Annotated in this window: 24 protein-coding genes and 1 pseudogene; 9 read left to right on the forward strand and 16 right to left on the reverse strand. The window is 70.9% G+C overall.

The features are described 5' to 3' along the window. Nucleotides 1-283: 283 nt before the first annotated feature. From ACZ68L_RS30090 to ACZ68L_RS30115, 6 genes are all read right to left on the reverse strand, one after another. Nucleotides 284-1954, reverse strand: a complete 1671-nt coding sequence (locus ACZ68L_RS30090; protein ID WP_469582894.1) for a beta-N-acetylhexosaminidase — start codon at nucleotides 1952-1954, stop codon at nucleotides 284-286. Nucleotides 1955-1958: 4 nt separating this feature from the next. Next, on the reverse strand, nucleotides 1959-2792 hold the full coding sequence (locus ACZ68L_RS30095; protein WP_469583094.1) for a carbohydrate ABC transporter permease: 834 nt from the start codon (nucleotides 2790-2792) through the stop codon (nucleotides 1959-1961). A gap of 11 nt (nucleotides 2793-2803) precedes the next feature. Next, nucleotides 2804-3778 carry a carbohydrate ABC transporter permease gene (locus ACZ68L_RS30100; RefSeq protein WP_469582896.1) on the reverse strand — a complete coding sequence of 325 codons (975 nt, stop codon included), beginning with the start codon at nucleotides 3776-3778 and terminating at the stop codon, nucleotides 2804-2806. 2 nt (nucleotides 3779-3780) lie between these two features. Beyond that, nucleotides 3781-5085, reverse strand: coding sequence for an extracellular solute-binding protein (locus ACZ68L_RS30105; protein ID WP_469582898.1), 1305 nt, complete (start codon nucleotides 5083-5085; stop codon nucleotides 3781-3783). A gap of 212 nt (nucleotides 5086-5297) precedes the next feature. After that, a complete protein-coding gene (locus ACZ68L_RS30110) occupies nucleotides 5298-5591 on the reverse strand; it encodes a DUF3039 domain-containing protein (RefSeq protein WP_072484142.1) in 294 nt (97 codons plus the stop codon). A gap of 30 nt (nucleotides 5592-5621) precedes the next feature. Then, nucleotides 5622-6221 carry a YqgE/AlgH family protein gene (locus ACZ68L_RS30115; protein WP_469582904.1) on the reverse strand — a complete coding sequence of 200 codons (600 nt, stop codon included), beginning with the start codon at nucleotides 6219-6221 and terminating at the stop codon, nucleotides 5622-5624. A 276-nt stretch (nucleotides 6222-6497) separates the two neighbouring features. Between ACZ68L_RS30115 and murA the strand changes: the two genes are divergently transcribed. Next, complete coding sequence (gene murA, locus ACZ68L_RS30120; RefSeq protein ID WP_469582906.1) at nucleotides 6498-7838, forward strand: UDP-N-acetylglucosamine 1-carboxyvinyltransferase; 1341 nt, start codon at nucleotides 6498-6500, stop codon at nucleotides 7836-7838. 194 nt (nucleotides 7839-8032) lie between these two features. On the opposite strand, the gene ACZ68L_RS30125 is transcribed toward murA, so the two are convergent. The 4 genes and pseudogenes from ACZ68L_RS30125 to ACZ68L_RS30140 all read right to left on the reverse strand — a co-directional run. Further along, complete coding sequence (locus ACZ68L_RS30125; RefSeq protein ID WP_003968811.1) at nucleotides 8033-8314, reverse strand: HU family DNA-binding protein; 282 nt, start codon at nucleotides 8312-8314, stop codon at nucleotides 8033-8035. Between the two features lie 388 nt (nucleotides 8315-8702). Further along, nucleotides 8703-10139, reverse strand: a complete 1437-nt coding sequence (locus tag ACZ68L_RS30130) for an NAD-dependent malic enzyme (RefSeq protein ID WP_469582909.1) — start codon at nucleotides 10137-10139, stop codon at nucleotides 8703-8705. Nucleotides 10140-10656: 517 nt separating this feature from the next. Next, complete coding sequence (locus tag ACZ68L_RS30135; protein ID WP_469582910.1) at nucleotides 10657-13053, reverse strand: HelD family protein; 2397 nt, start codon at nucleotides 13051-13053, stop codon at nucleotides 10657-10659. A gap of 271 nt (nucleotides 13054-13324) precedes the next feature. Beyond that, nucleotides 13325-13924: pseudogene (locus tag ACZ68L_RS30140) on the reverse strand (CGNR zinc finger domain-containing protein); the annotation flags it as partial. Nucleotides 13925-14045: 121 nt separating this feature from the next. Between ACZ68L_RS30140 and ACZ68L_RS30145 the strand changes: the two are divergent. Further along, a complete protein-coding gene (locus ACZ68L_RS30145; protein ID WP_469582912.1) occupies nucleotides 14046-14600 on the forward strand; it encodes a GNAT family N-acetyltransferase in 555 nt (184 codons plus the stop codon). Between the two features lie 220 nt (nucleotides 14601-14820). Here ACZ68L_RS30145 and ACZ68L_RS30150 read toward each other — a convergent pair whose 3' ends face one another. Continuing rightward, on the reverse strand, nucleotides 14821-15387 hold the full coding sequence (locus ACZ68L_RS30150) for a GNAT family N-acetyltransferase (protein ID WP_469582913.1): 567 nt from the start codon (nucleotides 15385-15387) through the stop codon (nucleotides 14821-14823). A gap of 55 nt (nucleotides 15388-15442) precedes the next feature. After that, nucleotides 15443-15817 (reverse strand): DUF4259 domain-containing protein, encoded by a 375-nt coding sequence (locus ACZ68L_RS30155; RefSeq protein ID WP_469582915.1) that lies wholly within the window; start codon nucleotides 15815-15817, stop codon nucleotides 15443-15445. A 151-nt stretch (nucleotides 15818-15968) separates the two neighbouring features. Between ACZ68L_RS30155 and ACZ68L_RS30160 the strand changes: the two genes are divergently transcribed. Continuing rightward, the gene (locus ACZ68L_RS30160) at nucleotides 15969-16547 is read left to right on the forward strand and encodes an anthrone oxygenase family protein (protein ID WP_469582918.1); all 579 of its coding nucleotides are present in this window, start codon (nucleotides 15969-15971) and stop codon (nucleotides 16545-16547) included. Here ACZ68L_RS30160 and ACZ68L_RS30165 read toward each other — a convergent pair. Together ACZ68L_RS30165 and ACZ68L_RS30170 are read right to left on the reverse strand one after the other, a co-directional pair. Further along, nucleotides 16496-17638, reverse strand: coding sequence for a uroporphyrinogen-III synthase (locus ACZ68L_RS30165; RefSeq protein ID WP_469583097.1), 1143 nt, complete (start codon nucleotides 17636-17638; stop codon nucleotides 16496-16498). The two genes, ACZ68L_RS30160 and ACZ68L_RS30165, sit on opposite strands and share 52 nt — an antisense overlap. 417 nt (nucleotides 17639-18055) lie before the next feature. Next, a complete protein-coding gene (locus tag ACZ68L_RS30170; protein ID WP_469582921.1) occupies nucleotides 18056-19057 on the reverse strand; it encodes a LysR family transcriptional regulator in 1002 nt (333 codons plus the stop codon). Between the two features lie 83 nt (nucleotides 19058-19140). Here ACZ68L_RS30170 and ACZ68L_RS30175 point away from each other — a divergent pair, with 83 nt between their 5' ends. After that, on the forward strand, nucleotides 19141-20403 hold the full coding sequence (locus tag ACZ68L_RS30175) for an MFS transporter (protein WP_469582925.1): 1263 nt from the start codon (nucleotides 19141-19143) through the stop codon (nucleotides 20401-20403). Between the two features lie 572 nt (nucleotides 20404-20975). Here the strand turns inward: ACZ68L_RS30175 and ACZ68L_RS30180 are convergent. Together ACZ68L_RS30180 and ACZ68L_RS30185 are read right to left on the reverse strand one after the other, a co-directional pair. Next, nucleotides 20976-21455: a TrmO family methyltransferase domain-containing protein gene (locus ACZ68L_RS30180; RefSeq protein ID WP_469582927.1), complete on the reverse strand. Its 480-nt coding sequence runs from the start codon at nucleotides 21453-21455 to the stop codon at nucleotides 20976-20978. 16 nt (nucleotides 21456-21471) lie between these two features. Then, nucleotides 21472-22518 carry a Tat pathway signal protein gene (locus tag ACZ68L_RS30185; RefSeq protein WP_469582930.1) on the reverse strand — a complete coding sequence of 349 codons (1047 nt, stop codon included), beginning with the start codon at nucleotides 22516-22518 and terminating at the stop codon, nucleotides 21472-21474. 568 nt (nucleotides 22519-23086) lie between these two features. Between ACZ68L_RS30185 and ACZ68L_RS30190 the strand changes: the two genes are divergently transcribed. The 5 genes from ACZ68L_RS30190 (at nucleotide 23087) to ACZ68L_RS30210 (ending at nucleotide 26737) form a co-directional block, all read left to right on the forward strand. Next, nucleotides 23087-23284 (forward strand): hypothetical protein, encoded by a 198-nt coding sequence (locus ACZ68L_RS30190; RefSeq protein ID WP_469582932.1) that lies wholly within the window; start codon nucleotides 23087-23089, stop codon nucleotides 23282-23284. 5 nt (nucleotides 23285-23289) lie between these two features. Continuing rightward, nucleotides 23290-23625 carry a DUF6415 family natural product biosynthesis protein gene (locus ACZ68L_RS30195; protein ID WP_469582935.1) on the forward strand — a complete coding sequence of 112 codons (336 nt, stop codon included), beginning with the start codon at nucleotides 23290-23292 and terminating at the stop codon, nucleotides 23623-23625. 349 nt (nucleotides 23626-23974) lie between these two features. After that, on the forward strand, nucleotides 23975-24130 hold the full coding sequence (locus ACZ68L_RS30200) for an albusnodin family lasso peptide (RefSeq protein ID WP_469582937.1): 156 nt from the start codon (nucleotides 23975-23977) through the stop codon (nucleotides 24128-24130). A gap of 79 nt (nucleotides 24131-24209) precedes the next feature. Beyond that, nucleotides 24210-26027: an albusnodin/ikarugamycin family macrolactam cyclase gene (locus ACZ68L_RS30205; protein WP_469582940.1), complete on the forward strand. Its 1818-nt coding sequence runs from the start codon at nucleotides 24210-24212 to the stop codon at nucleotides 26025-26027. Further along, entirely contained in the window at nucleotides 26024-26737 is a 714-nt protein-coding gene (locus ACZ68L_RS30210) for a lasso peptide biosynthesis B2 protein (protein ID WP_469582943.1), read from the forward strand. The genes ACZ68L_RS30205 and ACZ68L_RS30210 overlap by 4 nt, the downstream gene beginning before the upstream one ends. Nucleotides 26738-26750: the final 13 nt, after the last annotated feature.

A 26750-nucleotide genomic window follows, 5' to 3' on the forward strand; every position in this document is an offset into this window, starting at 1 on the left:
CGACGCGAGGGTCCACGAAGGGCGTATCCGTCCTCGGCCTGGGGGATGATCCCGATTCGCCCCGCTTCCGTGCGGAGTGTGAATTGCTGCCTCCCGGCGGGCCTCGCACGGGTCGTTCGTGCTGGGGCGGCTCCGTTCCGAGGGGGCGCGTACCGCCGGGGCGCGTACCGCCGGGGCGCGTACCGGTGGGGTGGGGGCGCGTCCGTGGCACGCGTACCGGGTGACGCGCGCCGGCCGTCACGCCCCCAAGGAGCGTGACGGCCGGTCCCGAGCGCGGCCGGGATCACACGTTCGGGGGCGGTCCCTCAAGAGGGCGTCCGAGGACGCCGGGGCGCTGCTGCCGGGGCAACGGGCCGCTCGGTGGCCGGTAATCGACGCCGAGGGCGTCCAAGCGGGCGTAGTGCGTGGTCATCCGGCGTTCGAAGTCGGCGAAGTCCCGGTCGGCGGGGGCGGGCAGGGGCGACCAGGCGACCTCCGCGAACGCGGCGAGGCGCGGGAAGACCTGGTAGTCGACGCGGGCCCGGTTCTGCATGACCTCGGTCCACACATTGGCCTGGGTGCCGAGGATGTGACGGGCCGCCTCCTCGGAGAGGCCCGCGGGCACGGGTTCGAATCGGTAGACGTCCTCCAGGGTGCGGATGAACCCGATGGGCATCGGCTCGTCGGGGCCGCCGTCCTGACGGTGGTCCAGGTACACGTGCTGCTCCGGGCACATCACGACGTCGTGTCCGGCCTCGGCGGCCGTGACGCCTCCCCCGTACCCCCGCCAGGACGACACGGCGGCGCCCGCCGGGAGGCCGCCTTCGAGGATCTCGTCCCAGCCGATCAGGCGACGGCCGCGCGCGGTGAGCCAGGTGTCGAAGTGCCGGATGACCCAGGACTGCAGTTCGTCCTCGTTGGCCAGGCCGAATTCGTCGATCCGGGCCTGGGCGGCCGGGGACTCCTTCCACTGGTCCTTGCGGCACTCGTCGCCGCCGATGTGGATGAACGGCGAGGTGGCGGCGGGAAAGAGGTCCAGGACCTCTTCGAGCACGCCCTCGAAGAAGCGCAGGGTGTTGTCAGTGGGGGCGAGTACGTTCGCGTTGATGCCCCAGGTGTCCCAGACGGAGAGGGTGGTGGTGTCGATGACGTCGGTGTTGCCCAGTTCGGGGTACGCGGCGATGGCGGCCTGCGAGTGGCCCGGGATGTCGATCTCGGGGACGACCCGGATATGCCGCTCGGCCGCGTACGCGACGATCTCGCGGATGTCGTCCTGGGTGTAGTGGCCGCCGTGCGGGGTCTCGTCCCACAGCTCGGAGGCCCGGTGGCCGTGCTTGGTGCGGGCGCGCCAGGAGCCGACCTCGGTGAGCCTCGGGTAGCGCTTGATCTCGATGCGCCAGCCCTGGTCGTCGGTGAGGTGGAAGTGGAAGACGTTCAGCTTGTGGGCCGCGAGGAGGTCGAGGTAGCGCAGGACGTCGTCCTTGGGCAGGAAGTGCCGTGCCACGTCGAGCATCATGCCGCGCCACGGGAAGCGGGGCCTGTCCTCGATGTCCGTGAAGGGGACGACGCGCCGCGTGCCGGGGTTGATCGGGGCCCGGCGGAAGGCTTCGGGGCCCAGGAGCTGGCGGAGCGTCTGCGCGCCCCAGAAGACTCCTGCGGCGCTCCCTCCGGTGATCTCCACACACCGGCGGCCGGGCTCGGCGCCCAGCCGGTAGCCCTCGGGCTCCAGGGCCGGGTCGATGCGCAGTCGGATGGTGTGCGTGGCGTCCTCGCCGCCCGGTGCGAGGGGCAGGCCGAAGGCGGCTCCGAGCGTGGAGCGCAGCCAGCGTTCGGTGTCCTCGGTACCGGGGGCCGCCGTGATGGTGGTGATCGGGTCCAGCGGGAATCCGTCCTGCCCCGCCGCGTCACCGGAATCAGCCGCGTCACCCGCGTGCACGGGTGCCGGGATCAGCGCCGGGATCAGTTCCATGGCCATGGCGTCAGTCCTTTACCGCTCCGCCGAGTCCCGAGACCAGGCGGCGCTGTACGAGTACGAAGAAGACCAGCACGGGAATGGTCATCACCGTCGAGGCTGCCATGATCCCTCCCCAGTCGTTCTCATCGGGTTTGAAGAAGACCAGCAGCGCCATCGGGAGCGTCGACTGGGAGGTGTCGCTGATGATGAACGACTTCGCGAACAGGAAGTCGTTCCAGGTCGAGATGAACGAGAAGACGCTGGTGGCCACCAGGCCGGGGAAGACCAGCGGGAAGAGGATCTGCCACAGGAAGCGGGCGCGGCTCGCGCCGTCGATCCAGGCGGCCTCCTCCAGCGCCTCCGGGACGGCCTTGACGAAGCCGCGCAGCATCCAGATCGCGAACGGCAGCGAGAAGGCGAGGTGCGGCAGGATCAGCGAGCCGAGCGTGTTCAGCTGGCCGAAGTCCCGCATCAGGAAGAACAGCGGGATGGTCAGCGCCTCGACCGGCACCATCTGTGCGACCAGGAACGTGATCATCAGCGTGGTGCGGAAGCGGAATCTGAACCGGGTCACGGCCGTGGCCGCCAGGAAGGCGATCAGCGCGGAGGCGATGACGACCGTCCCGGCGACGATCAGGCTGTTGAGGAAGTACCGCCCGAAGTCGTGCTGTTCGAAGACCCGGCGGAACGAGTCCAGGGACGGTGACAGCGTCCATGGGCGGGGATCGGTGGACTGGATCTCGCCGGCCGGTTTGAGGGCGGAGAGCACCATCCAGTACAGCGGGAAGGCGACCGCGGCGGCGATCAGGAGGGCCGCGCCCTCGGCGGCCAGCCGGCCCGGCCGGCGGATGTTCAGCATGCTCCGCGCGCTCACAGTTCCTCCCCCTGGCGCCGCGTCAGACGCAGATGGACGAGCGTGACGGACAGCAGGATCACCAGCATCACGACGCCGATCGCCGAGCCCAGGCTGTACTGCGAGGACGCGAACGCCTTCTGGTACGCGTACACGTTGAGCACCAGGTTCTGGCCGGCGATACCGCCGCCGTTGGTCATGACATAGATCTGGGTGAAGACCTTGAAGTCCCAGATGATCGACTGGATGGTGACGACGACGAGAATCGGGCGCAGCATCGGGGCCGTGACCGAGCGCCAGATCCGCCACTGCGAGGCGCCGTCCAGCGCCGCCGCTTCGAGCACCTCGGCGGGGATCGCCCGGATGCCCGCGTACACGGTCACCATCACGAACGGGAACGAGCACCACAGGACTTCGAGGAGCACCAGGGCGAAGGCGCTGTAGCGCCCGTACGTCCAGGAGAAGTCGCCGAGCCCCAGCACCCGGTTGACCGGGCCGAAGTCCGGGTCGAAGAGGAACACCCAGACGGTGGAACCGGTGATCGCGGGGGTCGCCCAGGCGCCGAGCGCGGCCAGCATCAGCGCGAGCCGCGGCACGGCCCGGATCCGGGTCAGCAGGACGGCGAGCGCGCAGCCGACCAGCAGGGTGGCCAGCACACAGGCGGCGGCGAAGACCAGGGTCGCCAGGAGCACCTGCCGGAACTGGCCGTCGCCGAAGAGCGTCGCGTAGTTCCCCAGCCCCTGGAAGGTGGTCGGTTCGCCGCCGCTGACCTGGGCCTGGGTGTACTCCAGGAAGGAGATCAGGCCGAGTTGGTAGATCGGGTAGACGAGCAGCCCGCCGAGGACCACGAGCGCGGGCAGGAGGTAGAGCCAGGGGGTCCAGCCGGGGCGGCGTGCGGACGGGGCGGGGCGGCGGCGCCGGGGCGGGCGGGCGGAGGTCCCACCCGCCCCGGACGTGCCGGGCGCTTTGTACGCCGTACTGTTCGCGGTCATCGTCAGCCCGCGTCGGCGAACGCGGCGTCCATCTTCTTCGCCGCGTCGTCCGAGGCCTTCGCCACGTCCTTGCGGCCGCTGACAATCTCCTGGAGCATCGTCGGCAGGACCAGCGAGGCGTCGATCTGAGCCCAGCCGGGCGAGGCCGGGACGAACTTCGCGCCCGCGCCGAGCGTCCTGACGAACGGCTCGACGAACGGCTCCTTCTTCGCGACCGTCGCCCGCACGTCCGTGTACGTCGGCAGGAAGCCCATCGCGTCGAACATCTTCGTCTGGGTCTCCTTGCCGGTCAGGGACTTCATCAGGTCCACGGCGAGGGTGCGGTGCGTGCTGCTCCTCAGTACGCCGATGTTGTTCCCGCCCGCGAACGCGGGGGCGATGGAGCCCTCGACGACACCGGGCAGCGGCACCACCGCGTACGCGCCCTTCACCGAACCGGCCTCGACGGCCGCGTGGCTGAAGTCACCGCCGATCGCCATGGCGGCCTTGCCGGAGGCGAACGCGGTGACGGTGGCGTTGCCGCCCATGGACGCACACGTGGCGGCCGGGCAGTTGTCGTCGCCGAAGAGCGAGGTGTACGCCGCGATGCCCTTGCGGGCCCGGTCGCTGTTGATGGCCGCCTGGTACGTACCGCCGTTGTCGTCGGCCAGTTCGCCGCCGTTGGCCCAGATGAACGGCATCGCACCGTACGTGTACGCGCCACCGACCGCCAGTCCGTACAGATCCGGCTTCTTCTTGTGGATCTTCTTCGCGGTGGAGATCAGCTCGGCCTGGGACTTGGGCGCCTCGATCCCCAAGTCCTCGAAGATGTCGGTGCGGTAGTACAGCGCGCGGACGCCGACGAAGAGCGGGGCCCCGTAGATCCTGCCGCCGACCGTGACGGACTGCCTGGCGGTCGGGTCGGTGTCCTTGGCCTCGTCCCAGGCGGCGAACTCCGCGCCGATGTCGGCGAGTCCGCCGTCCTTGACGTATCCGGCGGTGTCCGTGTTGCCGTACTCGATGAGGTCCGGGGCGCTCTTCGGGTCGTTGAACGCCGCCTTGATCCGCTGGGCGCGGGTGTCGACCGGGATGTACTCGACCTCGGCCTTCGCGCCCTTGTGCGCCTTCTCGAAGTCGGCGACCGCCGCGGCGACGACCTGCTTCTTCGGCTTGTTGCCGACCTCCTGGAACAGCCAGACCCGCAACGTGCCGGTCTTCTCGTCCCCCTTGGCTCCGGTGTCGGAGGTCTGCGGCGCGCAGGCGGTGGCGGTGAGACCCGCCAGCACAAGCGCCGCGACCGGAACGGCAATTCGGGCAGACAGCTTCATCCGGAACCCCTACCGGTAGGCGTTGCAACATACGCAACTCTCGTTTCGTTCTGCACAACTGGCAGGAGAGTAGGTGCGCGTGCGGACGCCGACAAGTGGTCTCAACCACTCTGTGACCCGCGGGTGCGGCCCGTGCAACGCGAAAGGCCCCCGGGGCGTGCGTCAACGCGCACCCCGGGGGCCCGAAGCAATGGCGGCCGAACGGCCCAGGACTACTTCTTGTCCTTGCCGCCCTTGCCCTTGTCCTTGTCGCCGCCGGCGCCCATGGACTCGTAGATCTCCTTGCACATGGGACAGACCGGATACTTCTTGGGGTCGCGCCCCGGTACCCAGACCTTCCCGCACAGTGCGACCACGGGAGTGCCCTCCAGGGCGCTCGCCATGATCTTGTCCTTCTGAACGTAATGGGCGTAGCGCTCGTGGTCGCCGTCGCCGTTCGACACCTGCGGCGTCGGCTCTACGAGGGTCCCCGTACCTGCCCCGCGCTCGGGCTCAAGAGTGCTCATAACCGCCAAGGGTACTGAAAGCCCGGAGCTTCAGTTCAGCGACGGGTCGTCGGGGTACGTGGCGATCATCGCCAGTTCGCTGCGCTGGCGGCGCAGGACCGCCCGCCAGAGGTGTTCCGGGCGCGGGGAGGAAACGTCCCCGGGCTCGGACTCGACGACGTACCAGGCCCCCTCGGTCAGCTCCGTCTCCAGTTGCCCGGGGCCCCAGCCGGCGTACCCGGCGAAGATCCGCAGCGAGCCGAGCGCCGCGGCCAGCAGCTCCGGCGGCGCCTCCAGGTCGATCAGGCCGATCGCCCCGTACACCCGGCGGAAGCCGAGGGGGTCCTCCCTGTTCGGGCGGGGACGGGAGCGCGGTGGCGGGCCCTCGTCGCCGGGGATGACGGCCACCCCGAGCGCCGAGTCGAGCGAGACCGGGCCACCCTGGAAGACGACGTCCGGTTCTCCGGTCAGGCCGGCCCAGGACGTGAGGATGTCACCGACGCCGACCGGGGTCGGGCGGTTCAGGACCACGCCGAGCGAGCCCTCCTCGTCGTGGTCGAGGAGCAGCACCACCGCGCGGTCGAAATTCGGGTCCGCGAGCGCGGGTGTGGCCACAAGCAGTCGCCCTGTGAGCGAGGACACCTCGGTCATGGCAGAAATGATCCCGCATCTTCGCTCCTCGCGGGGGCCAAGTGGGCCGCCAGGTCACCGAACGGGCCCGAGCGCAGCTCAGGGCGCACGGAGGCATGGGGAGCACATGGGCCCGGGGGCGTTGCGGACGGTAACCCTCCGCAAGAGTCGGGAAGCAGAGCGTGTTGTGGCGGATTCATGACGTTCGCACACACCCCGACCTCTTACGGAAGGGGGGGCACGGGCCATTACCCTTTCGTTTGGCCCCCTGCCCGACCACTCCGGAACGCGAGATTCATGACCGGCACAGACGATGTCCTGCTTGTCCACGGCGGAACCCCGCTGGAGGGCGAGATCCGCGTCAGAGGCGCCAAGAACCTGGTGCCGAAGGCAATGGTCGCCGCGCTGCTCGGCAGCGGGCCCAGCCGGCTGCGCAATGTGCCTGACATCCGCGACGTGCGGGTGGTGCGGGGGCTGTTGCAGCTGCACGGTGTGACGGTCCGGCCGGGTGACGAACCGGGCGAACTGATCCTTGACCCGACCTATGTCGAGAGCGCCAACGTCGCCGACATCGATGCCCACGCGGGCTCGTCGCGCATCCCGATCCTCTTCTGCGGCCCGCTGCTGCACCGGCTGGGCCACGCGTTCATCCCGGGGCTCGGCGGCTGCGACATCGGCGGCCGGCCGATCGACTTCCACTTCGACGTGCTGCGGCAGTTCGGCGCGACCATCGAGAAGCGCGCGGACGGCCAGTACCTGGAGGCCCCGCAGCGACTGCGCGGCACGAAGATCCGGCTGCCGTACCCGTCGGTGGGCTCCACCGAGCAGGTGCTGCTGACGGCCGTGCTCGCCGAGGGCGTCACCGAACTGTCCAACGCGGCCGTGGAGCCGGAGATCGAGGACCTCATCTGCGTACTGCAGAAGATGGGCGCGATCATCTCGATGGACACCGACCGGACGATCCGGATCACCGGTGTCGACCGGCTGGACGGCTATACGCACCGCGCGATCCCGGACCGCCTGGAGGCGGCCTCCTGGGCGTCCGCGGCGCTGGCCACCGAGGGAAACATCTACGTACGGGGCGCACAGCAGCGCTCGATGATGACCTTCCTGAACACCTTCCGCCGGGTCGGCGGCGCGTTCGAGATCGACGACGAGGGCATCCGTTTCTGGCACCCGGGCAGCGCGCTGAACGCCATCGCCCTGGAGACGGACGTGCACCCCGGTTTCCAGACCGACTGGCAGCAGCCGCTGGTCGTGGCCCTGACGCAGGCCTCGGGCCTGTCCATCGTCCACGAGACGGTGTACGAGTCCCGGCTCGGCTTCACCTCCGCGCTCAACCAGATGGGCGCACACATCCAGCTCTACCGCGAGTGCCTGGGCGGCTCCGACTGCCGATTCGGCCAGCGCAACTTCCTGCACTCCGCGGTCGTGTCCGGGCCGACGAGGCTGCAGGGCGCGGACCTGGTCATCCCGGACCTGCGCGGCGGGTTCTCGTACCTGATCGCCGCGCTGGCGGCACAGGGCACCTCGCGGGTGCACGGCATCGACCTGATCAACCGCGGCTACGAGAACTTCATGGACAAGCTGGAGAAGCTGGGCGCGAAGGTGGAGCTGCCCGGCGGGGCGCTGGTCTGAGACCCGGCGGCCGACGGCTGCTGACGGGGGTTCGGGGCACCGCCCCGGGCCCCCGTTTCCCGTTCCCGGAGGGTCCGGGTTCGTCCCTCCGGGTCCACGTTGGCGGCAGAGGCCCGGAAAGGGCCCTCTCGGGCCGGTACACGGAAGGGCGGTCACCCTGGTCGGGTGACCGCCCTTCGTCGCGCCTGTGGGGCTTACTTGCCCTTGGCGGCTTCCTTGAGCTTGGAGCCCGCGGAGACCTTCACGCTGTAGCCGGCCGGGATGTTGATCGGGTCGCCGGTCTGCGGGTTACGAGCGGTGCGAGCGGCACGGTGGGTGCGCTCGAAGGTCAGGAAGCCGGGGATGGTGACCTTCTCGTCGCCCTTGGCGACGATCTCACCGACGGTCTCGGCGAGCGCGGCCAGCACGGCGTCGGCGTCCTTGCGAGTCACCTCGGCGCGGTCGGCCAGGGCGGCCACCAGCTCACTGCGGTTCATGTTGTTACTCCCGTGTTCTTCTTGCCTGTGAGGCGTGAGATCGAAGCCGATGCTGCCAGGGCCCTCGGACAGTCCCCGGACCCGGGTCTGTCGTCAGACCCTCGCGCCCGATTACGCATCCTGCCCCCACCTGCGGCGGGAAAGCCAATCCGGCACCCTCCGGAGTCACACGAAAAGCACCACTGCCTCATCGTGGTGACGTTCCGTCGACTCCCCGAAAGCGGTCCGCAGCGGATGCGGGGCTCTGCGGGACGCGCCGCCCGCCCACCCTAAAGGGGCGTTTGGGGCGCCGCGACCCGCGACGCGCCGTACGCAGGGCCGACGTGGAGTGCCGCGGCCGCGGCCGGACGCCGGCAGGGGCCGCGGCGGGTTCTGCGGACGGTCGGCGTCAGCCGAGCTCCCCCGCACCCGTCAGGGTGCCACCCGCCGCCTTCGCGGCGTCCCGGACGGCACCGGCGACCGCTCCGGCGACCTTGTCGTTGAAGACCGACGGGATGATGTAGTTCGCGTTCAGCTCGTCCTCGGCGACGACGTCGGCGAGGGCACCCGCGGCGGCGAGCATCATCTCGGTGTTGACGGTGCGGGACTGGGCGTCCAGCAGGCCGCGGAAGACACCCGGGAAGACCAGCACGTTGTTGATCTGGTTCGGGAAGTCGGAGCGGCCGGTGGCGACAACTGCCGCCGTCTGACGCGCGATTGCCGGATCCACCTCGGGGTCCGGGTTCGCGAGCGCGAACACGATCGCACCGTCGGCCATGGCGGCGACATCGGTGCCGTCCAGGACGTTCGGGGCGGAGACGCCGATGAAGACGTCGGCGCCCACGACGGCCTGCTTGAGGGTGCCCGTGACGGACTCGGGGTTGGTGTTGTCGGCGATCCAGCGCAGCGGCGAGTCGGCGTCGGCGGAGACCAGGTCCTCGCGGCCGGCGTGCACCACACCGTGGATGTCGGCGACGACGGCGTGCTTGACGCCCGCGGCGATGAGGAGCTTCAGGATGGCCGTACCGGCCGCTCCGGCGCCGGACATGACGACGCGTACGTCCCCGATTCCCTTGCCCACCACGCGCAGCGCGTTGGTCAGCGCGGCCAGGACCACGATCGCGGTGCCGTGCTGGTCGTCGTGGAAGACGGGGATGTCCAGGGCCTCGCGCAGCCGCGCCTCGATCTCGAAGCAGCGGGGGGCCGAGATGTCCTCCAGGTTGATGCCCGCGAAGCCGGGGGCCATCGCCTTGACGATCTCGACGATGGCGTCGGTGTCCTGGGTGTCCAGGCAGATCGGCCAGGCGTCGATGCCGGCGAAGCGCTTGAAGAGGGCCGCCTTGCCCTCCATCACCGGGAGGGCCGCCATCGGACCGATGTTGCCGAGGCCGAGCACCGCGGAACCGTCCGTCACGACTGCGACGGAGTTGCGCTTGATGGTGAGACGGCGGGCGTCCTCGGGATTCTCGGCGATCGCCATGCAGACCCGGGCCACACCCGGGGTGTAGATCATCGAGAGGTCGTCACGGTTGCGGATGGGGTGCTTGGACGCCATCTCGATCTTGCCGCCGAGGTGCATCAGGAACGTACGGTCGGAGACCTTCCCCAGCACGACGCCCTCGATGCCGCGCAGGTTCTCGACGATCTCGTCGGCGTGCGCGGTGGAGGTGGCGGCGATGGTGACGTCGATCCGCAGCTTCTCGTGGCCGGAGGCGGTCACGTCGAGGCCGGTGACCGAACCGCCGGAGGACTCCACGGCCGTGGTGAGCTGGGAGACCGCTGTGCCGCTCGCGGGCACCTCCAGCCTGACCGTCATCGAGTACGAGACGCTGGGCGCCGTTGCCATGGCCGAGTCCTTCGCTTTCTTAGCTTCTTTGCCGCGCGGCCGGGGCGCTCGCCTCGGACGCGCTCCCCGATCGTCGCACCTACTGGCCGGTAGCCGGTAATGACTGCCACGTTTCGGAAAGTAGTTTCCACCATACGAGAAACAACCGCTTCAGTGGAAGCCCCAAACATGTCCGGCCCGAGCGCCTCCGCGGACCCGGCCGGGTCCGTGAACGAGAACAGACCCGGTCACGAGAACAGACCCGTGAACGAGAACAGACCCGCGCCACCGGAAGGTGACGCGGGTCTGTCTTCTTGGTCAAGCGGCACCGACCCGCCATGCTCGCCTCGCGGCAAGTGGTCGCTCGAAGCGACGAAGGTTGGGCCCGGGGGCTTGGATCGAGCCGGTGCCGACACCAGGCTAACAAAGACCCCGCGGAAGTGATTCCCGGAGTACGGGTCGGTTCGGAAATCCGCCCGCCCGGCGGTGCCCGCGCCCGCTCGCCCAGCCCCTCGGCGGGTGCGGGGCGGCGGCCTCGTCAGTCCCTCAGCAGGTCCGGGACACCGTCCTCGTCCGGCAGGTCCCGCTTCCCCGAGACCACCGTGAGCTGCTGCGTCGCACGCGTCAGCGCCACGTACAGCACCCGCAGGCCGGCCGGGGACTCGTCCGCGATCTCCGCGGGCGAGACGACCACCGTGGCGTCGTACTCCAGGCCCTTCGCCTCCAGGCTGCCCAGCGCCACCACCCGCTCGCCGAGTTCGGCGAGCCAGTCGCGGGCCTGGGCCCGGCGGTTCATCGCGACGACCACGCCCACGGTGCCGTCCACCTCGGCCAGCAGCCGCCGCGCCTCCTCGCGCACCGAGGCGGCCAGATCGCCGTCCCGTACGGTCTCGAAGCGCGGCTTCACGCCCGTGGAGCGGACCGCGGCCGGTGACTCCATGCCGGGCATCGCCAGCGCCAGGACCTTCGAGGCCAGCTCGGCGATCTCCGCCGGGTTGCGGTAGTTGACCGTGAGGGTGAAGCGGCGGCGCGGGCGGTTGCCGAGCGCCTCGTCGCGCGCGCTCGCGGCCTCGTCCGGATCGGACCAGGAGGACTGCGCCGGGTCTCCGACGATCGTCCAGGTCGCGTGCCGGCCGCGGCGGCCGACCATGCGCCACTGCATGGGCGTGAGGTCCTGCGCCTCGTCGACGATGACGTGCGCGTACTCCGTACGCTCCGCGGCCAGTCGCTCGGCCCGCTCGCGCTGGGTCTCCTCGCGCTGCGGCATCAGCTCCTCCAGACCGGAGAGCTGGTCCAGCGGGTCGAACTCGCGCTTCTTCTTCGGCCGGTACGGGGTGCCCAGCAGCGTCTGCAGCTCGTCGAGGATCGCCACGTCGTGCACGGAGAGCGGGCCGTTCCCCTCGCTGTCGAGCCGCTTCAGCGAGCGGGCGAGGCGGCGCACCTCACCCTGGTTGAGGACCCGGCGCGCCCAGCGGCCGAGCCGCTTCTCGTCGGCCATCGCGACGAGCACCCCGCGCGGGGTGAGTTCGGGCCACCAGGCGTTCAGGAAGTCGAGGAACGGGGTCTCGGTGGAGACGTCCTCGTCGAAGGAGGAGCGCAGCTCGGCGGCCAGTTCGGGGTCGCTGTAGCGGCCCCGGCCGGAGGACCTGTTCCACAGGGCGTCCAGGAGCATTCTGCGGGCGCGCGGGCGCAACAGGTTGACCGGGGCGGTGCCGCCGAGCACCGACTGCCGGATGCGGTGCAGTTCGTCGGCGTTCAGCTCGACACGGGCACCGAACGCGACGACCCGCAGCCGGGTCGGGGTGCCCGGGGTCCGGTCGGTGCCCTCGGTTTCCTCGGCTTCGTCGCCGAAGGACAGCTGGCCCTCCCGCTCCGGAGCCTTGCGAGCGGTGCCGGGCTGTTCCAGCGCCCCGCGTGCCGCCTTGCGCAGCACCTGGAGCATCCGGGAGGAGCCCTTGATCCGGGCGACGGCGGGTTCGTCGTACGTGGTGGCGCCCTCGACGCCGGCCGCCTCGTCGGAGAGCGAGCCGACCGCGCGGATCGCCACCTGCCCCTCCTCGCCCAGCGAGGGCAGCACGCCCTCGGTGTACGCGACCAGGAGCGGGGTCGGCGAGACGACGAGGATGCCGCCCGCGTACCGCCGCCGGTCCTGGTAGAGGAGGTAGGCGGCACGGTGCAGGGCGACGGCGGTCTTGCCGGTGCCCGGACCGCCGGAGACCTCGGTGACGGAGGCGGCGGGTGCCCGGATCACCAGGTCCTGCTCCGCCTGGATGGAGGAGACGATGTCCCGCATCGTGTGGCTGCGGGCCTGGCCGAGCGCCGCCATCAGGGCGCCGTCGCCGATGACGGGGAGCTTGTCGCCGCCCAGGTGGGCGGTCAGCTCGGGGCGCATCAGGTCGTCCTCGACCCCGAGGACCCTGCGGCCCTTGGAACGGATGACCCTGCGGCGTACCACCCTGCCCGGTTCCTTCGGCGTCGACCGGTAGAACGGCGCGGCGGCCGGTGCGCGCCAGTCGATGACCAGCGGCGCGTAGTCGGAGTCGAGGACCCCGATGCGGCCGATGTGCAGCGTCTCGGCGATGTCGGCGGAATTGTCCTCGCGTACGGCGTCGTCGGCCGGCTCGACGGAGGTGTACGCGCCGTCCGGGCCGAGCTCACCGTCCTTGCCGAGCAACAGGTCGATCCTCCCGAAGAGGAAGTCCTCGAACTCGCTGTTCAGCCGGTTGAGGTGGATCCCGGCCCGGAACACCTGGGCGTCGCGCTCGGCGAGCGCACCCGGGGTACCGACATGGCCGCGCTTGGCGGCGTCGTCCATGAGAAATTCCGCCTCGTGGATCTTCTCTTCGAGACGGTCGTAAACACGGTCGAGATGTTCCTGCTCGACACCGATTTCCCGGTCCCGCAACGAATCGACAGCGGCATCCTGCGCGGCCACCGAGGCCCCCTTCTGACGTGCATTGGGCAGCCGTCAACCCTATGCGAAGGCGGGCCCGCCGCGCACCTGCCGCGCGTATCGAAATGACTCGCGGGGGTTTCGATCAGGCATCGGCCCCCGCGTCCGGGGCCGCAGGAGTGACAGCCTCCGTGCCCGCGCGCCCGGCCGTACCCGCGCCCGTCGGCCTGCCCACGCCCCCGGACGTACCCGCGCCCGTACCCGCGTCCCCGGACGTACCCGCGCCCGTCGGCCTGCTCACGCCCCCGGACGTACCCGCGTCCGTGCCCGCCGCGGCCGCCCTGCGCCGGTGGCGGGCCACCCGCTCCCGGTTTCCGCACACCTCGCTGGAGCACCAACGGCGTCGGCGCCCCCGCGAGGTGTCCAGGTAGAGCCGACGGCAGTTGTCGGCCTCGCAGCGGCGCAGTCCGGCTCGGGCCACCGGGTCGGTCAACAGCTCCACGACGTCGCGGGCCACAGCGGCCAGCAGCGCCCCGCAGTCGGGATCGGTGCTCAGGGTGCGTACCAGCGTGCCGCTCCCGCCCCGTACGGCCCGCAGCCCCGGCGGCGCGGCTGCGGCGAGCGCGTTGACCTGTTCCAGGGCGCTCTCGGCTCTGTGGCCACCGAGCTCGGCGGTCAGCAGGCGCTCCACGCCGGCCCTCAACTGCCGAAAGCGCACCACCCAGGTGTCGTCCACCGCGCCGAGGTGGGTGCCGCTCGGCACGAGTCCGGCGGCCACCAGCCAGTCGGCGAGCCGCTCGGCGCCGTCGAGCAGTTCGCAGGCGCCGGAGGTACCGATTCCTGTTGCCACCAGGTCCAGGCAGGGGCGCCCGGAGTCGAACCGCCAGTCGTACGAGCTCTTGCCCGCCGCCATGCGTAGGTCACCGCCTCGGGGTCTCCGATCGGGGTCTCCCCCAGGGTGCCCCTCAGGCGTCCACCCCGGAACCCCTGCCGCCACACGGGTCCGCGCCGACGGGGGCCCGTACGGTGTCCCGATGGACAACGACCCCCGTACCGCCGCTCCGGAGGCCGGGCCACTCCTGCTCCGGGCCTGGCTGCCGGAGGACATGGCGGCCCTGATCGAGGCGTACCGCGATCCCGTGATGCGCGCCCAGCTGCTCATGCCGGTCACGGACGAGGCGGAGGCGCGGCGCTGGCTGCGGGTGCAGCAGGAGGGCCGCGAATCCGGCAGCCGCTTCAGTTTCGCGGTGATCGATCGCGATCTCGACGACGAGCTGGTCGGCAATGTAGCGCTCAAGTACCCCGCACCGGGCTCCGTCGGCGCGGAGGTCGGCTACTGGACGGCGGCACGGGCGCGCGGGCGCGGGGTCGCCCCGCGAGCGCTCGGGGCGCTCACCGACTGGGCGTTCGAGGCGTTCGCCGGGGACGGGCTCACGCGGCTGGACCTGCTGCATCGGGTGGACAACGCTGCGTCCTGCCGGGTCGCGGAGAAGAGCGGTTACGGCTTCGCGGAGGTTCTTCCGGCGCGGCCGCCGTGGCCGCTGGACGGGCACCGGCATGTGCGGCTGCGCACCGGGCACGTCGGGTAGCCGTTCCGTTCCATCCCGTCGTCGGGCGGGCTCGGCTCTCACCCCCGCCCGGCGGAACGAAGCCCGTCCGGGGATCGACGGCGCCGGTCGACCCGCTCGCCCGCGGTTCGAGGACATCGCTCGGCCCGTCCGGGACCGACTGCGCCGGTCGGCCCGCGCACCGTTCGAGGACGACGACCCGGCCACCGTTCGAGGACCACCATCAGTCCGTCCGGGGCCGTCAGCCCATCAGCGGCGGATCGTCGTGCAGAATCCGCTGGAACATCCGGTGGTCACGCCACTCGCCGTTGATGTGCAGATAGCGCGGGGCCATGCCGTACTCCTCGAAGCCGCACTTGGCGAGCACCCGCTGCGAGGCCTTGTTGTCCAGCGCCGTCCCGGCCTCGATCCGGTGCAGCCGCAGACCGTCCCCGGCCAGCTCGCAGACCCGCTCCACGGCGGCCGTGGCCAGGCCGCGGCCCGCGTGCTCGACATCGACCCAGTAGCCGAGAACTCCGCTGCGGAACGGCCCGAGCGCGATGCCGGTGAGGTTGAACCCGCCCACCGCACGGTCCTGTTCGTCGGCGAGCACCCACGGCATCGCCCGCCCCGCGTCACGGTCCGCGAGCATTCCGGCCAGCCGTTCCCGCTGTCCCTGCTCGGTGTAGAAGGCGTCGGGCCGCACGGGCTCCCAGCGACTCATGTGGTCGCGACTGCGGATCAGGGACACGGCGAGGGAGGCGGCGTCGGCCGGGGTGGCGGGACGGAGCCGCACCTGCGCGTCGAGCCGGTGGGTGACGTCGATCATCCCTTCACACTATCCCGGCCTCAACACGCCGTCCCTGTCCGGTCTCGTCACCCGTTCACGCCGCCCGCCGCGCGGACAGGGCCGCCAGGCGGTCGAAGGTGCGGATCAACTCCGCCCGCCTCTTCTCCTTGTACTCCGGTTGGGGTTCGAGACCGTCGATGGTCCGTTCCCACACGTCCATGAAGGTCCTCTTCCAGCCCTCGACCACCGCCGCCCCGGGCACCGTGGCACCGACGTAGTGCTGCTCGGCGATCAGACACAGCAGCTCGACGTTGCACGGCACGGCGACGCCCCAGTAGTCGTCGGGCTCCAGGCCGACCGGGTCGCCGGCCATCGCCTCCTCGATCTGGGAGACGAGCCGCCCGGTGAGGTCCGACAGATGATCCGCCGCCGTGTCGTCGTCGAAATTCCCACTGCCCCAGGTACCCACAGGGCCCCCTCCGGTCGTCGTTGCGTGCCTGCGACCGTTCTAGCAAGCCGCACTGACAACGCCCGGGTGCCGTGCGCTCCTGGACGCCCGCGTATGGAGCTGCGCGCCTGAGCCATGGAGCGGGACCGTCCCCGCCACTTCACTGGGAGACATGACAACCACTCGGCCCATGCGCCCCTCCCGCGCCCCGCAGCACCTCGTGCTCGGTGGTGCCGCCGTCGCCACCGGCCTGGTCGCGGGCACGTTCTACGTGTTCTCCTGCGCGGTGATGCCGGCCCTCGGGCGCAGCGACGACCGGACCTTCATCGAGGTCATGCAGAACATCAACGACGTCATCGAGAATCCGGTCTTCTTCGCCGGATTCTTCGGGGCGCTGGTCCTCATGGCGGTCGCCGCCTGGCAGCAGCGCCGGTCCCCCGGTCCGCGCCTGTGGGTCTTCGCCGCCCTGGCCGTGTACGCCGTCGCCTTCCTGCTCACCTCGGGCGTCAATGTCCCGCTGAACAACGCCCTCGCACACGCCGGGAATCCGGCGCGGATCGCCGACCCCGCAGCCGTGCGCGAGAGATTCGAGGGCGCCTGGGTGGCCTGGAACGCCGTCCGGGCCGTCCTGTGCACCGCCGCTCTCGCTCTTCTCCTGCGTGCCCTGTTCCTGACGGCACGCCGGAATCCGCGACGTCCTCAGGAACCCGTGTACTCGCTGTCCTCCACCGGGTCCAGCGCCAGCCGGTAACCGCGTTTGACGACCGTCTGGACGAGCCGGGGCTCGCCCAGCGCCGTACGCAGCCTCGCCATGGCCGTCTCCACCGCGTGTTCGTCGGTGCCGCTGCCGGGCAGTGCGCGCAGCAGATCGGCGCGGGCCACCACCCAGCCCGGCCGGCGGGCCAGGGCATGGAGCAGGGCCATTCCGGCGGGCGGCACCGGGCGCGGTTCGCCGTCGACGATCACGGCGTGACCGCGGATCTCGACCCGGTGTCCGGCGACCGGCAACGCACGGACTCCGGCGGGGAGCTCATGGCACAGCAGCTGGACGAGCGGCGCCAGCCGGAAGCGCTCCGGCTGGACGGTGTCGATCCCCCGGGCCCGCAGCGGCAGGGCGGTGACCGGTCCGACACAGGCCACGAGAACGTCGTCCCGCAGCGCGCCCAGGAGCTCCGGGAGCAGCCCGCGCTTCTCCGCCCGGCCGAGCAGCGAGGCGGCGGCGGGAGCGCTGGTGAAGGTGAGGGCGTCCAGGCCCCGGGCCAGGGTGATGTCGAGCAGCCGGTCGAGCGGGGCCATGTCCTCGGGGTCCACCCAGCGGTAGACGGGTACGGCGACGACCTCGGCCCCCGCCGCGCGGAGCCGCTCGATGAAGCCGGAAAGAGGTTCGCCGTGCAGTTGGAGGGCGACGCGGCGGCCTTCGACACCCTCGTCCAGGAGCCGGTCCAGCACCTCCGCCATGGACTCCGAGGCGGGGGACCACGCCTCGGTCAGCCCGGCGGCCCGGACGGCGCCCTTGACCTTGGGACCACGGGCCAGCAGTTCGGCGCCGCGCAGGGCCTCCAGCAGTCGGCCGTCGAGACCCCAGCCGTCGGCGGCCTCGATCCAGCCCCGGAAGCCGACCGCAGTGGTGGTGACGACCACATCGGGCGCGGATTCGACGATTCGGCGGGTGACGGCGAGGAGTTCGCCGTCGTCGGCGAGCGGCACGATCCGCAGGGCGGGCGCGTACAGGACGGCCGCTCCCCGCCGCTCCAGCAGTGCGCCGAACTCCTCCGCGCGGCGTGCGGCGGTGACCCCGACCGTGAAGCCCGTGAGCGGCCCGTGCTGTTCGTCCTCGTGCATGTGGTCTACCCGGCTCTCGTCCCGCTGCTGCCCGATGATGCCGAGGGCCGAGCCTGCCAACGGTGCGTGACAGACCTGGTTCACCCGTATTTCCCGCCCGTTACGTCGTAGGACATCGGACGGTCGTGATCGCACCTCGCTCGCGCCGCGATGCGGCCGAGCCGGGGCTCGCGAGCCCGGCACGATCCGAACGAGAGGCCCGAGGCGGGCGCGGGCACCGGCCGAGTGCGGTCCGGCGAAGGTATACCGTCCCCCGCCGCCCCGAACCCGCGTCGCCGCGCCCCGTCCCCCGCCGCCCCGCGCGCCCCGCCGCTCCGGCCTCCGCCCCGTCGCCACCCGGACCGCTTCCGCGATCCGCCCTTCCGCGATCCGCCCTTCCGCGATCCGTCCTTCCGCTCCGCCTCCCGGACGTCTGGATCAGGCGGGCCCCGCCATGAGCGACGCGTCGGGCTCCGGCAGCCAACTCCCGCCGGGCCGCACCATCCAGCCCTCCTCGGAGCCCAGTCGGGCCGCGGCTTCGCGCAGGGCGTCCAGGCCGGGGTGACGCAGCCCCTTGCGCCAGACGAGCAGGAGCGGGGAGAGCGGTACGGGCCGGACCAGCGGGCGCATCACGGTGCCCGGCAACGGCGGAAAGTCGACCATGCACAGCACCGGGTACCCCGACTTGGCCGTGACCCGTTGGAATTCGGCCGCGCCGATCGCGAGCGGTACGGGTGGTGCCAGTTCGATGCCCCACTCGGCGAAGAGCAGCCGGGCGAGGTCCGTCCACTCCGTGGTGCGCGGGTTCCCGGCGCCCGCGTAGACGGTCTCACCGGCCAGGTCGTCCAGCGCGACGGCCTCGTGCGCGGCGAGGCGGTGCCCTACGGGGAGCAGAACGGCCATCGGCTCGTACCTCACCGGCTGTACGCCGAGCCGGGCCCGGATCCCGGGGTCGAGTCCGGCGGCCCGGCCGAAGGAGACATCGAGCCGACCGGCGAGGATCTCCGCCGCGGCCCAGGTGAGCCCGCTCTCGAAGCGCGCCATCAACTCGCACCCCGGAGCCAGTTCCCGCGCGCGGGCGAGGACCCGGGCGGCCGTCATGCCGTCGGTGTTGAGGTCGACGAAGAGCGGCCGGGCCGCGGGGTCGGTGAAGGCCTCGGCAAGATCGGCGTGCGCCTCCAGCACCCTCCGGGCGTACGGGAGGAGTCGTTCGCCGTCGGCAGTGAGGGAGACCTGCCGGGTGGTCCGTACGAACAGTTCCGCACCCAGTTCGCGTTCCAGTCGGCGGATGTCCCGGCTCAGCGCCTGCTGGGCGACGTAGAGCCGGGTCGCGGCGCGGGTGAAGTGCAGTTCCTCGGCCACGGCGACGAAGGCACGCAGCAGCCGGGGGTCGGTATGGGGATGCGTAGGGGCGCCCGGATCGGCAGCGGAGGAGGCCACATCGAGAATTTACAACACAAGTGCGTCAATCGGTACGGAGAAGGTGTTGGACCGTGCGGGCCGCGCGCCCCGAAGGTTGAGCCATGCCGTACGAGAGAACCCCGCCGACCGCCCCCTTGCTCGCCGTCTCCGGAGATCTGCTGGTCATCGCCCCGCGCGCGACCGCCCCCGCCCGGCCCGCGTCCACCAATCCGTACCGCAGACTGCTCGCCACCCCGGGCGCGCGTGCGTTCACCGCCGGTAATCTTCTCGCCCGGGTACCCATGGGCATGTTCAGCGTCAGCGCGGTGATCATGATCGCCGGGTCGCGCGGCTCCTACGCCCTGGCCGGTGCCGTCACCGCGACCGGCCTCGCCGCGACGGCGGTGGTCGCACCCTGGACGGCCCGGCTCGTCGACCGGTACGGGCAGGCCAGGGTCGCCGTGCCCGCCACCGCGATCGCCGTTCTCGGCTCGCTCGCCCTGCTGCTCTGCGTGCACCACGGCGCCCCGGGCTGGACGCTCTTCGCCTCCTACGCCGCGACCGCCACCACCCCCAACACCGGCGGGATGTCCCGTGCCCGCTGGGCCCATCTGCACCGGGGTGATCCGGCCGCTCTGCACACCGCGAACTCCTTCGAGCAGGCCGTCGACGAACTCTGCTTCATGCTCGGCCCGGCCCTCGCCGCCCTGCTGTGCGCGGCGCTCTTCCCGGAGGCCGGAACACTCGTCGGGGCGATCCTGCTGATGACCGGCGTGCTGATCTTCGCCGCCCAGCGCGCCACCGAACCGCCGGTGGCACCCCGCACCCAGGCGGGTTCCCCGCTCCGAGCCCCCGGCATGCCGGCCCTGCTCGCCGCCTTCCTCGCCACGGGAGCGGTCTTCGGTGCGATGGAGGTCGTCACGATCGCCCACGCCGGGGGCGCGATTCTGGCCCTCCAGGCGGCCGGGTCGTGTGTGGCGGGGCTGTGGTACGGATCGCTGCGCCCGGCTGTGGACATCCGGCGCCGGCTGCTGGGCTGCCTGGCGGGCATGACGGCGCTGATGTCCCTGCCGCTGCTCGCCGCCTCCTCGACCGATTCGCTGCTCGTCCTCGCGGGCGCGCTGCTGCTGGCCGGTGCCGCCACGGCCCCCACCATGGTCACCGGGATGACGCTGATACAACGCCTCACCCCCGAGGGCCAGTTGAACGAGGGCATGACCCTGGCCGTGACCGCGCTGCTGGGCGGGATCGCGGTGGGATCGGCGACCGGCGGCTGGATGGTGGAGCACACGGGGCAGGTGACCGGCTATGCCGTACCGATGTGCGCGGCGGGGCTGGCACTGCTCGTCGCGACCATCGGGGTCCGGGTCCCTCGGGGCCGTTGAGCGGTGTGCGCCCTCGCGCCGACCAACCGCGCGGTGCCCCACCGTCGTCGGCCCACCACGCCGGGGGTATGTACATGGTCAGTGCGCGCCGGGACGCGGTACGCCGACGCCGGGTACGAGTGCCTCGGAGCCTTGGGAAGCTCGCGGAAGAGGCCAAGAGGGTCATCCGCCCCGGCGAAGACGTGGACGTCACGATCAGGAAGAGGGGTCCGCACAGAATGTCGGCAACTGATCCCATGGAAGATGTGTTCGAGGATCAGACCGAGCCCATGCATGTCGTGGTCTCGTTGGGCTTCATCACCCGACTCCCCAGGTGCAACAAGACCAGGCGGGGGCAAGTACCAGCTTCACACGCCCCTGCTGTACTCCGGCAGCGCCACTCGACAGGACGAGGCGATCGGGTACGCCAAGGCTCGCTTCGAGGACAAGCGGCTCCCCGTCGTGCCCGAACCCGGAGCCGTGATCGCGCATGAGATCGCCCCGGATGGTGTCGCCGACATCCGTGCTTGACCGGGACGTCGACCGGCAGGGCCTCGGACACACGCAGGGCGCCCGAGGCCGGTGCGCGGCAGTCAGCCCCTGGTGGGGGCGTAGTAGCTGCCGAGCATGTCGGTGACCCACCGGGGCTGTCGGACCTCGCCCCGGGGGCCCATCTCCTCGAACCAGGGCTTCACTTCGATGACCGGGGTGCCGTCCACGGCGTCGAGGTCCTCGACGTGGAGGTCAAGGCCGTCCACCTCTACCAGGCGGCAGCGGGAGACGCCGAGCCAGTTGAGGCGGCGCATGTTGCGGTGGCCGACGAAGCCGACTTCAGGCCAGTCGGGGTTGTCCCGGGGGCGGCGGACACCGAGGGGGAGGTCGGTGGGGTCGGTCAGATGGAAGCGAAAGACCACGTCGAGGTGGGAGAACTCTTCCAGCCCCTTCGTGGCCTCCACGGGAAAACGGCTGTCCAGGCGAATGATCGCGCGAGTGCCGCCCCAGTAGTCGTCGGTCGGCTCGGTGCGGCCTCCGACGACGTGGCCCAGAGCCTCGACCTCGAACTTCTCTGCCATCAGGTTCCTTTCGGAGTCAGGCTGTGGCGGCCAGGTACGCCGTGGCCCGAGTGTGCACGGTGGTGACGGATCGGATGCCACGCCTGCGCAGCGGGGAGAGAGTGGCTCGCATGTCGGAGGCAGCCTTGCGGGTGCGTGCGGACCGGACGCCGGCCATGGCATCCAGGGACGCGGACCACGTCGCGCAGGCCTCTTCGGTGCGGTGCCGGCGTGCCTGGATGTCGCCGAGGTAGCCGAGAGTCACGGCATGAGTTCGGGCGAACTTCTCTGCTTTGCGGGTGCGGACGGACCGGCGGAGCTGCTGCTCGGCGGCGGCCAGATCCCCTATGTCTCGAAGTGCCAATGCGGTTTCATGGGCCAGGGAAGCTTCCTGGAAGAAGAACACACGGCTCGGCTCGTCGTTCCCCTGCGTGGCGGCGGAGAGGTCGTCCTCGGCTCGGAGCAGTGCCTGCGCGGCAGCCCGGTTTGCGCCGGTGGAGGCGAGAGCGCGAGCGTGGACGACTCCGAGGAGGGCGCGCTCGCGCGGGCCGGCCTCTGCGTACCGCCTGCCGTCGGCGGACGCGGCTGCGAGGTCCAGAGCGGACTTGGGGTGGCCGAGGTCGTTCGCCTGGTGCGCCATCGCTCTGATCACGTGTGCGGCCATGGAAGCGTCATCGGCTTCGGCAGCGAGCTTCACCGCGACGGTGAAGTGCCTCTGGGCAGTGGGGTGTTCGCCGTTGTCGAATGCCATCCACCCAGAGAGATAAGCAAGTTCCGCCGCGGTGGAGAACATGCTGCGCCGTACGCCATCGTCAGCGAAGGTGCCGTTGAGGTAGCCGGCGACTTCAGTGCTGAGGTAACGGACCACGGCCGTACGCGCGTGGCCCCCACCGTGTCGCTGGTCCATGGTGGAGAACAGGGCCGTCATGTCGCGAGCGGCCTGGAGATCGCCCAGCCCGACAAAGCGCCCCGAGATCCGCCGTTCGTTGCCCCGATCGGCCATGCGCGTCCACCAGGCATCGGGAGGCAGGGCGAGGGCAGCGAGCGAGTAGGCCGCGCTCCCCAATGCCTGCCTGCGGTCCATGTCCACGGTGTCGGTCCTCCCGAGAGGGCCAGGGCGCTCAGCGCATCCGTACGCCAGTCCAGCGGATCGTGGGTGGGTTCGGGCAGCCCGATCTCTCCGAGGGTGACGGTGCGTCCCAGGCGGCGCGAGAGCGCTTCGACCAAGTACCGTCCGACGCCGCCGGACGGCCGCACACCGTAACGAACCCAGTGGGTCACAGTGGACTTGTTCGTCTGGATGGTTTCGCCGTTCTCCGCTGCCACGCGTCGCACGGCATGGGCCAACGCCTCATTGGTCATACCCGCTTCGGCGATCGCATGGGCCAATGCTGCGTTGGGTTCACGCACGGATGCCATGACGTCTCCTCCAGGCGGTAAACCGCATAAACCACTGTGAGTAGCCAACACCGTACTCCTGGCAGCGGTTTGAAGGTTCACTGATGACAGCCGCTCAGGGCTGAGGAAAACCTGATCCGCCTTGTGCTTCCCGCTTCCCGACTGCGTGATTCCCCTGTGCCGCTTCCGGGCCTGCCGTCCCCCGACGGGCCCGGAGGCGGTCGTCCACCGCATCCCGGCCACCGGAGACCTCGATGACCGATCGTCCAGAGCGCGACCCGTCTCTCGCCCACACCCCCGGCACGAACCTGCCCGGCGGCCACCCGTCCGCTGAGTTGCTCGCGCGGGCCCAGCGCGGCTGGAACACCTTCCTGGCTCGCACCGGGCTGCTGCCGGGCAAGGACGAGGAGATCGAACGCAGCCGGAGCGACAACGAAAGCACTGAGCGATGAGCGCCATGCCCGAAGCATCCCCGACCTGGACCGACATGGGCCGGGACGTGGACCTGGCACTCGCACTCGCACAGGGGCGACCGACCGGGCCGGCTGCCGACGAGGTGCGCAAGCGGCTCCGCTCCCACATCGGACTGCTCGCCGACCCGGCCGAGGAGTACGCGAAGGGCCTGGCCGACTCCCGGGCCCGGGACATCGCGACCGCCACCGTGGACCACGCCCGTGGTCTGCTCCGCGACCAGGACGGCAACCCTGCCGCCATGCTCCGACTGCTGGGCAAGGCGGCCTACCACCTGATGCGGTACGCCTCCCGAGTTCAGCGGCACGGACAGCAGCCGTGAGCGGCGAGGTGCCGCCCGAGCGACCGTCCCGAGGCAGTGCGCCGGACCGATCGCCGACGACGTACTTCGACTGCGTCCTCACATCAGCGATCGACGCCGCCGCACACGTCCCGCTCCCCCGACCTCAGCCGGGCGCGGAGCATCGCGCTGCACACAGTGGGGTCCGCCCGCAGCACAGCTGAAGGTCGGAGCCTGGACCCTGCCTTCAGACTCCGGCTGCTTGCCAAGAGCTCCGGGCACGTCGCCCGCTACGCCGCCAAGGCACGGACGGCCTGACTCGGGCCGCTGACGCCTCGCGGCAACAGCGGAACCCGTCCGATCACTTCCCTCTGGAGAAGGAGAAAAGTCGATGCGCAAGCTGATCGCCACCGAGAACACCCGGAACAAGCCCACCGAGGGCGTTGAGGAGGAGGCCGCGCTGGTCGAGATCGGCGACGCCGCCGTGCTGACCGAGGGCCAGGGCAGTGGCCACAGCGAGGACAAGCGCCGCGCCTACAACTGCTGACCGGTCCGGCGGACATGGTGGTGCGGGCCCGGCATGCCCAGCCCGCACCACCTGCCCCACCCACCTCTGGAGGAAATCCGTGGCCCTCGGCGGCTTCAGCACGACGGGGAACGAATGCCCCTTACCTCTCGGTGCAGAACTGATCGCCCCGACGTCGTCCGTATGGCGGCTCGGTACTACCCCTGTCCGCACGCTGACCGCCGACGACGGCACGCGCCGAGTGCTTCTCCTCGGTTGGTGCGGCGCCACCGACGCGCATTTGTCCGCCCTGGTCCATCGCCCTGTCCCCACCAACGCGACTTGGCGCTGGCCGGGGAACTACGCGGTCGTTGAGGAGAACGCCGACAACGTCGTACTGCACACCGACCCGGTGTCAGCCTTCCCCCTGTACTCCATGCCCTGGCGGTCGGGCTGGGCATGGTGCACCTCCGCCCGGCTGCTCGCCGCTCTCGCCGGTTCTGGCCCGGATCCGCAGCGGCTGGCTTGCGCGACCTTGACTCCGTCGGTCCCGGCGTTGATCGCCGGACGCAGCTACTTCACGAATGTGGAACAGGTGACGCCGGGCTGCCGTACGGAGCTGCCGCGTATCGGTGCCGTTCGCCGCCGCATCAACCTGTGGCGGCCCGATCCCGAGGCGTCACAGCTCGCCCATCGGCGTCTGCGGCTCGCCCTCGCGGAATCCGTCGCGCTGCGGGCCAGGGCCGATCCGACGCTGTCCAGCGACCTGTCCGGCGGCCTGGACTCCACCACCGTCGCCGTCCTCGCCGCCCACGCTCTGCCTGCCCCGCACCGGCTGAACGCTGTCACCATCCACCCTGAAGGCAACCAGGGCGGAGCCGATCTCCGCTACGCCCGGCTGACCGCTGCCGCGTCCGGCGGCCAGATCGTGCACCACCCGCTCCCCCTGGGAGCCCGGCACCTGCCCTACACGCTCATCACCGCTGCGCCGCCCACCGACGAGCCCGCCCCATCGACCTTGACCCAGGCCAGGCTGCGCGGGCAGTTCCGATGGATGCGTGACCACCTCGGCACACGGACCCACCTGACCGGCGATGGCGGGGACAGCGTGCTCTTCCAGCCTCCTGCACACCTCGCCGATCTCATTCGCCACCGACACCTCGGACGCGCGACAAGCGAAGCGTTCGGCTGGGCGCGCTTGCGTCGCGTCTCCGTGACGCCGCTCCTGCGAGATGCCGTCGCCATGGCGCGCACACCTCGCCGCGAAGCCCTCTCCAGCATCGCCGAGCATCTGGCCGGGCGAGAGGCCGGCAACCGGGGCAACGTGCGCTGGTTTCCGCTGCTGCCCCTTCCCGACTGGGCTGAACCGGATGCCGTCAGACACGTCACCGAGGCCGCCCGGCAAGCGGCTGAGTGCCCCGATCAGCTGGCTTGTCTCGACGCATCCGTGCGGACCCTCGTGGATGAGATCCGGGAGGTGGCCCGCACGGCAGCAGCCGATGTGGAACTCGCAGTGAGCTGTGGCCTCGATCTCCACAATCCCTTCCTGGACCCCACTGTGGTGAACGCAGTGCTCACCAACCCGCTGGAGCACCGACCGGCCGTTCACGCATACAAGCCGCTCCTTGTCCGTACTGTCGGGGATCTGCTGCCGCCCGAAGTGGCCGCCCGCACCACGAAGGGCAGCTTCGATACGGACCACTACGCGGGAATGCGCACCAACCTGGACGACCTGTCGGCACTGGCGGATGGATACCTCGCCGGGCTCGGACTCATCGACCCCCGACGCCTGAGAAGTCACCTGCGCCAGGCCGCCGCCGGAATTCCCGAGCCGCTCGCCACACTTGAGCAAGTACTGACCACCGAGGCATGGCTCGTCGCACACCACCGGGAACCCGCCCCGGCCTGGACCTCCCAGCCCTTGCGGAGCGCCCCGTGACCGATCTCCCTTCTCACGCCACCGCACCCGACCACGTCCGCGCTGTGGACTTCGGTCATGTCCTGGTCCTGATCAACTACCGCACCAGTCGGGTCCATTGTCTGCTCCCCGAAGCCTCGGCATGGTGGCGAGCGGCAGCCGCAACCGGACACCTGGCCCCAATACCGCCCACCGCCGCGCGCCGATTTCTTGCCGCCGGGCTCCTGACGCCCACCACGACAGCTACTCCGTGGACACTCCCTGCGGATGCACCCGCACCCGAAGCGAGCTGGGGCAGCACAGAGCACCCCGCCGGTCTGGCCCGACCGCCCCGCAGTCCTTCCCTCACCGCCTCGTCTTCCCTGGCAGCGGTGCTCGCGGTCAAGCGGGCAGGGCCGGCACCGGGCACCATGCATCGCATCACCAGTGCCGTGCGGTTCGCCGCGTCAACTTGCCTCCGCCCCGCCACCACGTTCCAGGCCGTCCAGGCCGTGCGCCGGGCCGGATGGCGTTTCCCGGGACGTGCGGCCTGTTTGGAGGAGTCCGCTGCCGCTGTCTTTCTCCTCGCCACCCGGCGGCTCGCCGTCACCTGGTGCCATGGTGTCGCCGCCGACCCGGTGCGCCTGCACGCCTGGGTACAGACTTGGGACGGGGCCGCGGTCGCGGAGCCCGACTCGACGCGCGTGTACGCGCCCGCCATCACGATCGGAGGCCCCCATCACCAGCTCTGACCCGATTCTCTGG

It is taken from the genome of Streptomyces sp. NPDC104309, from assembly GCF_055584025.1.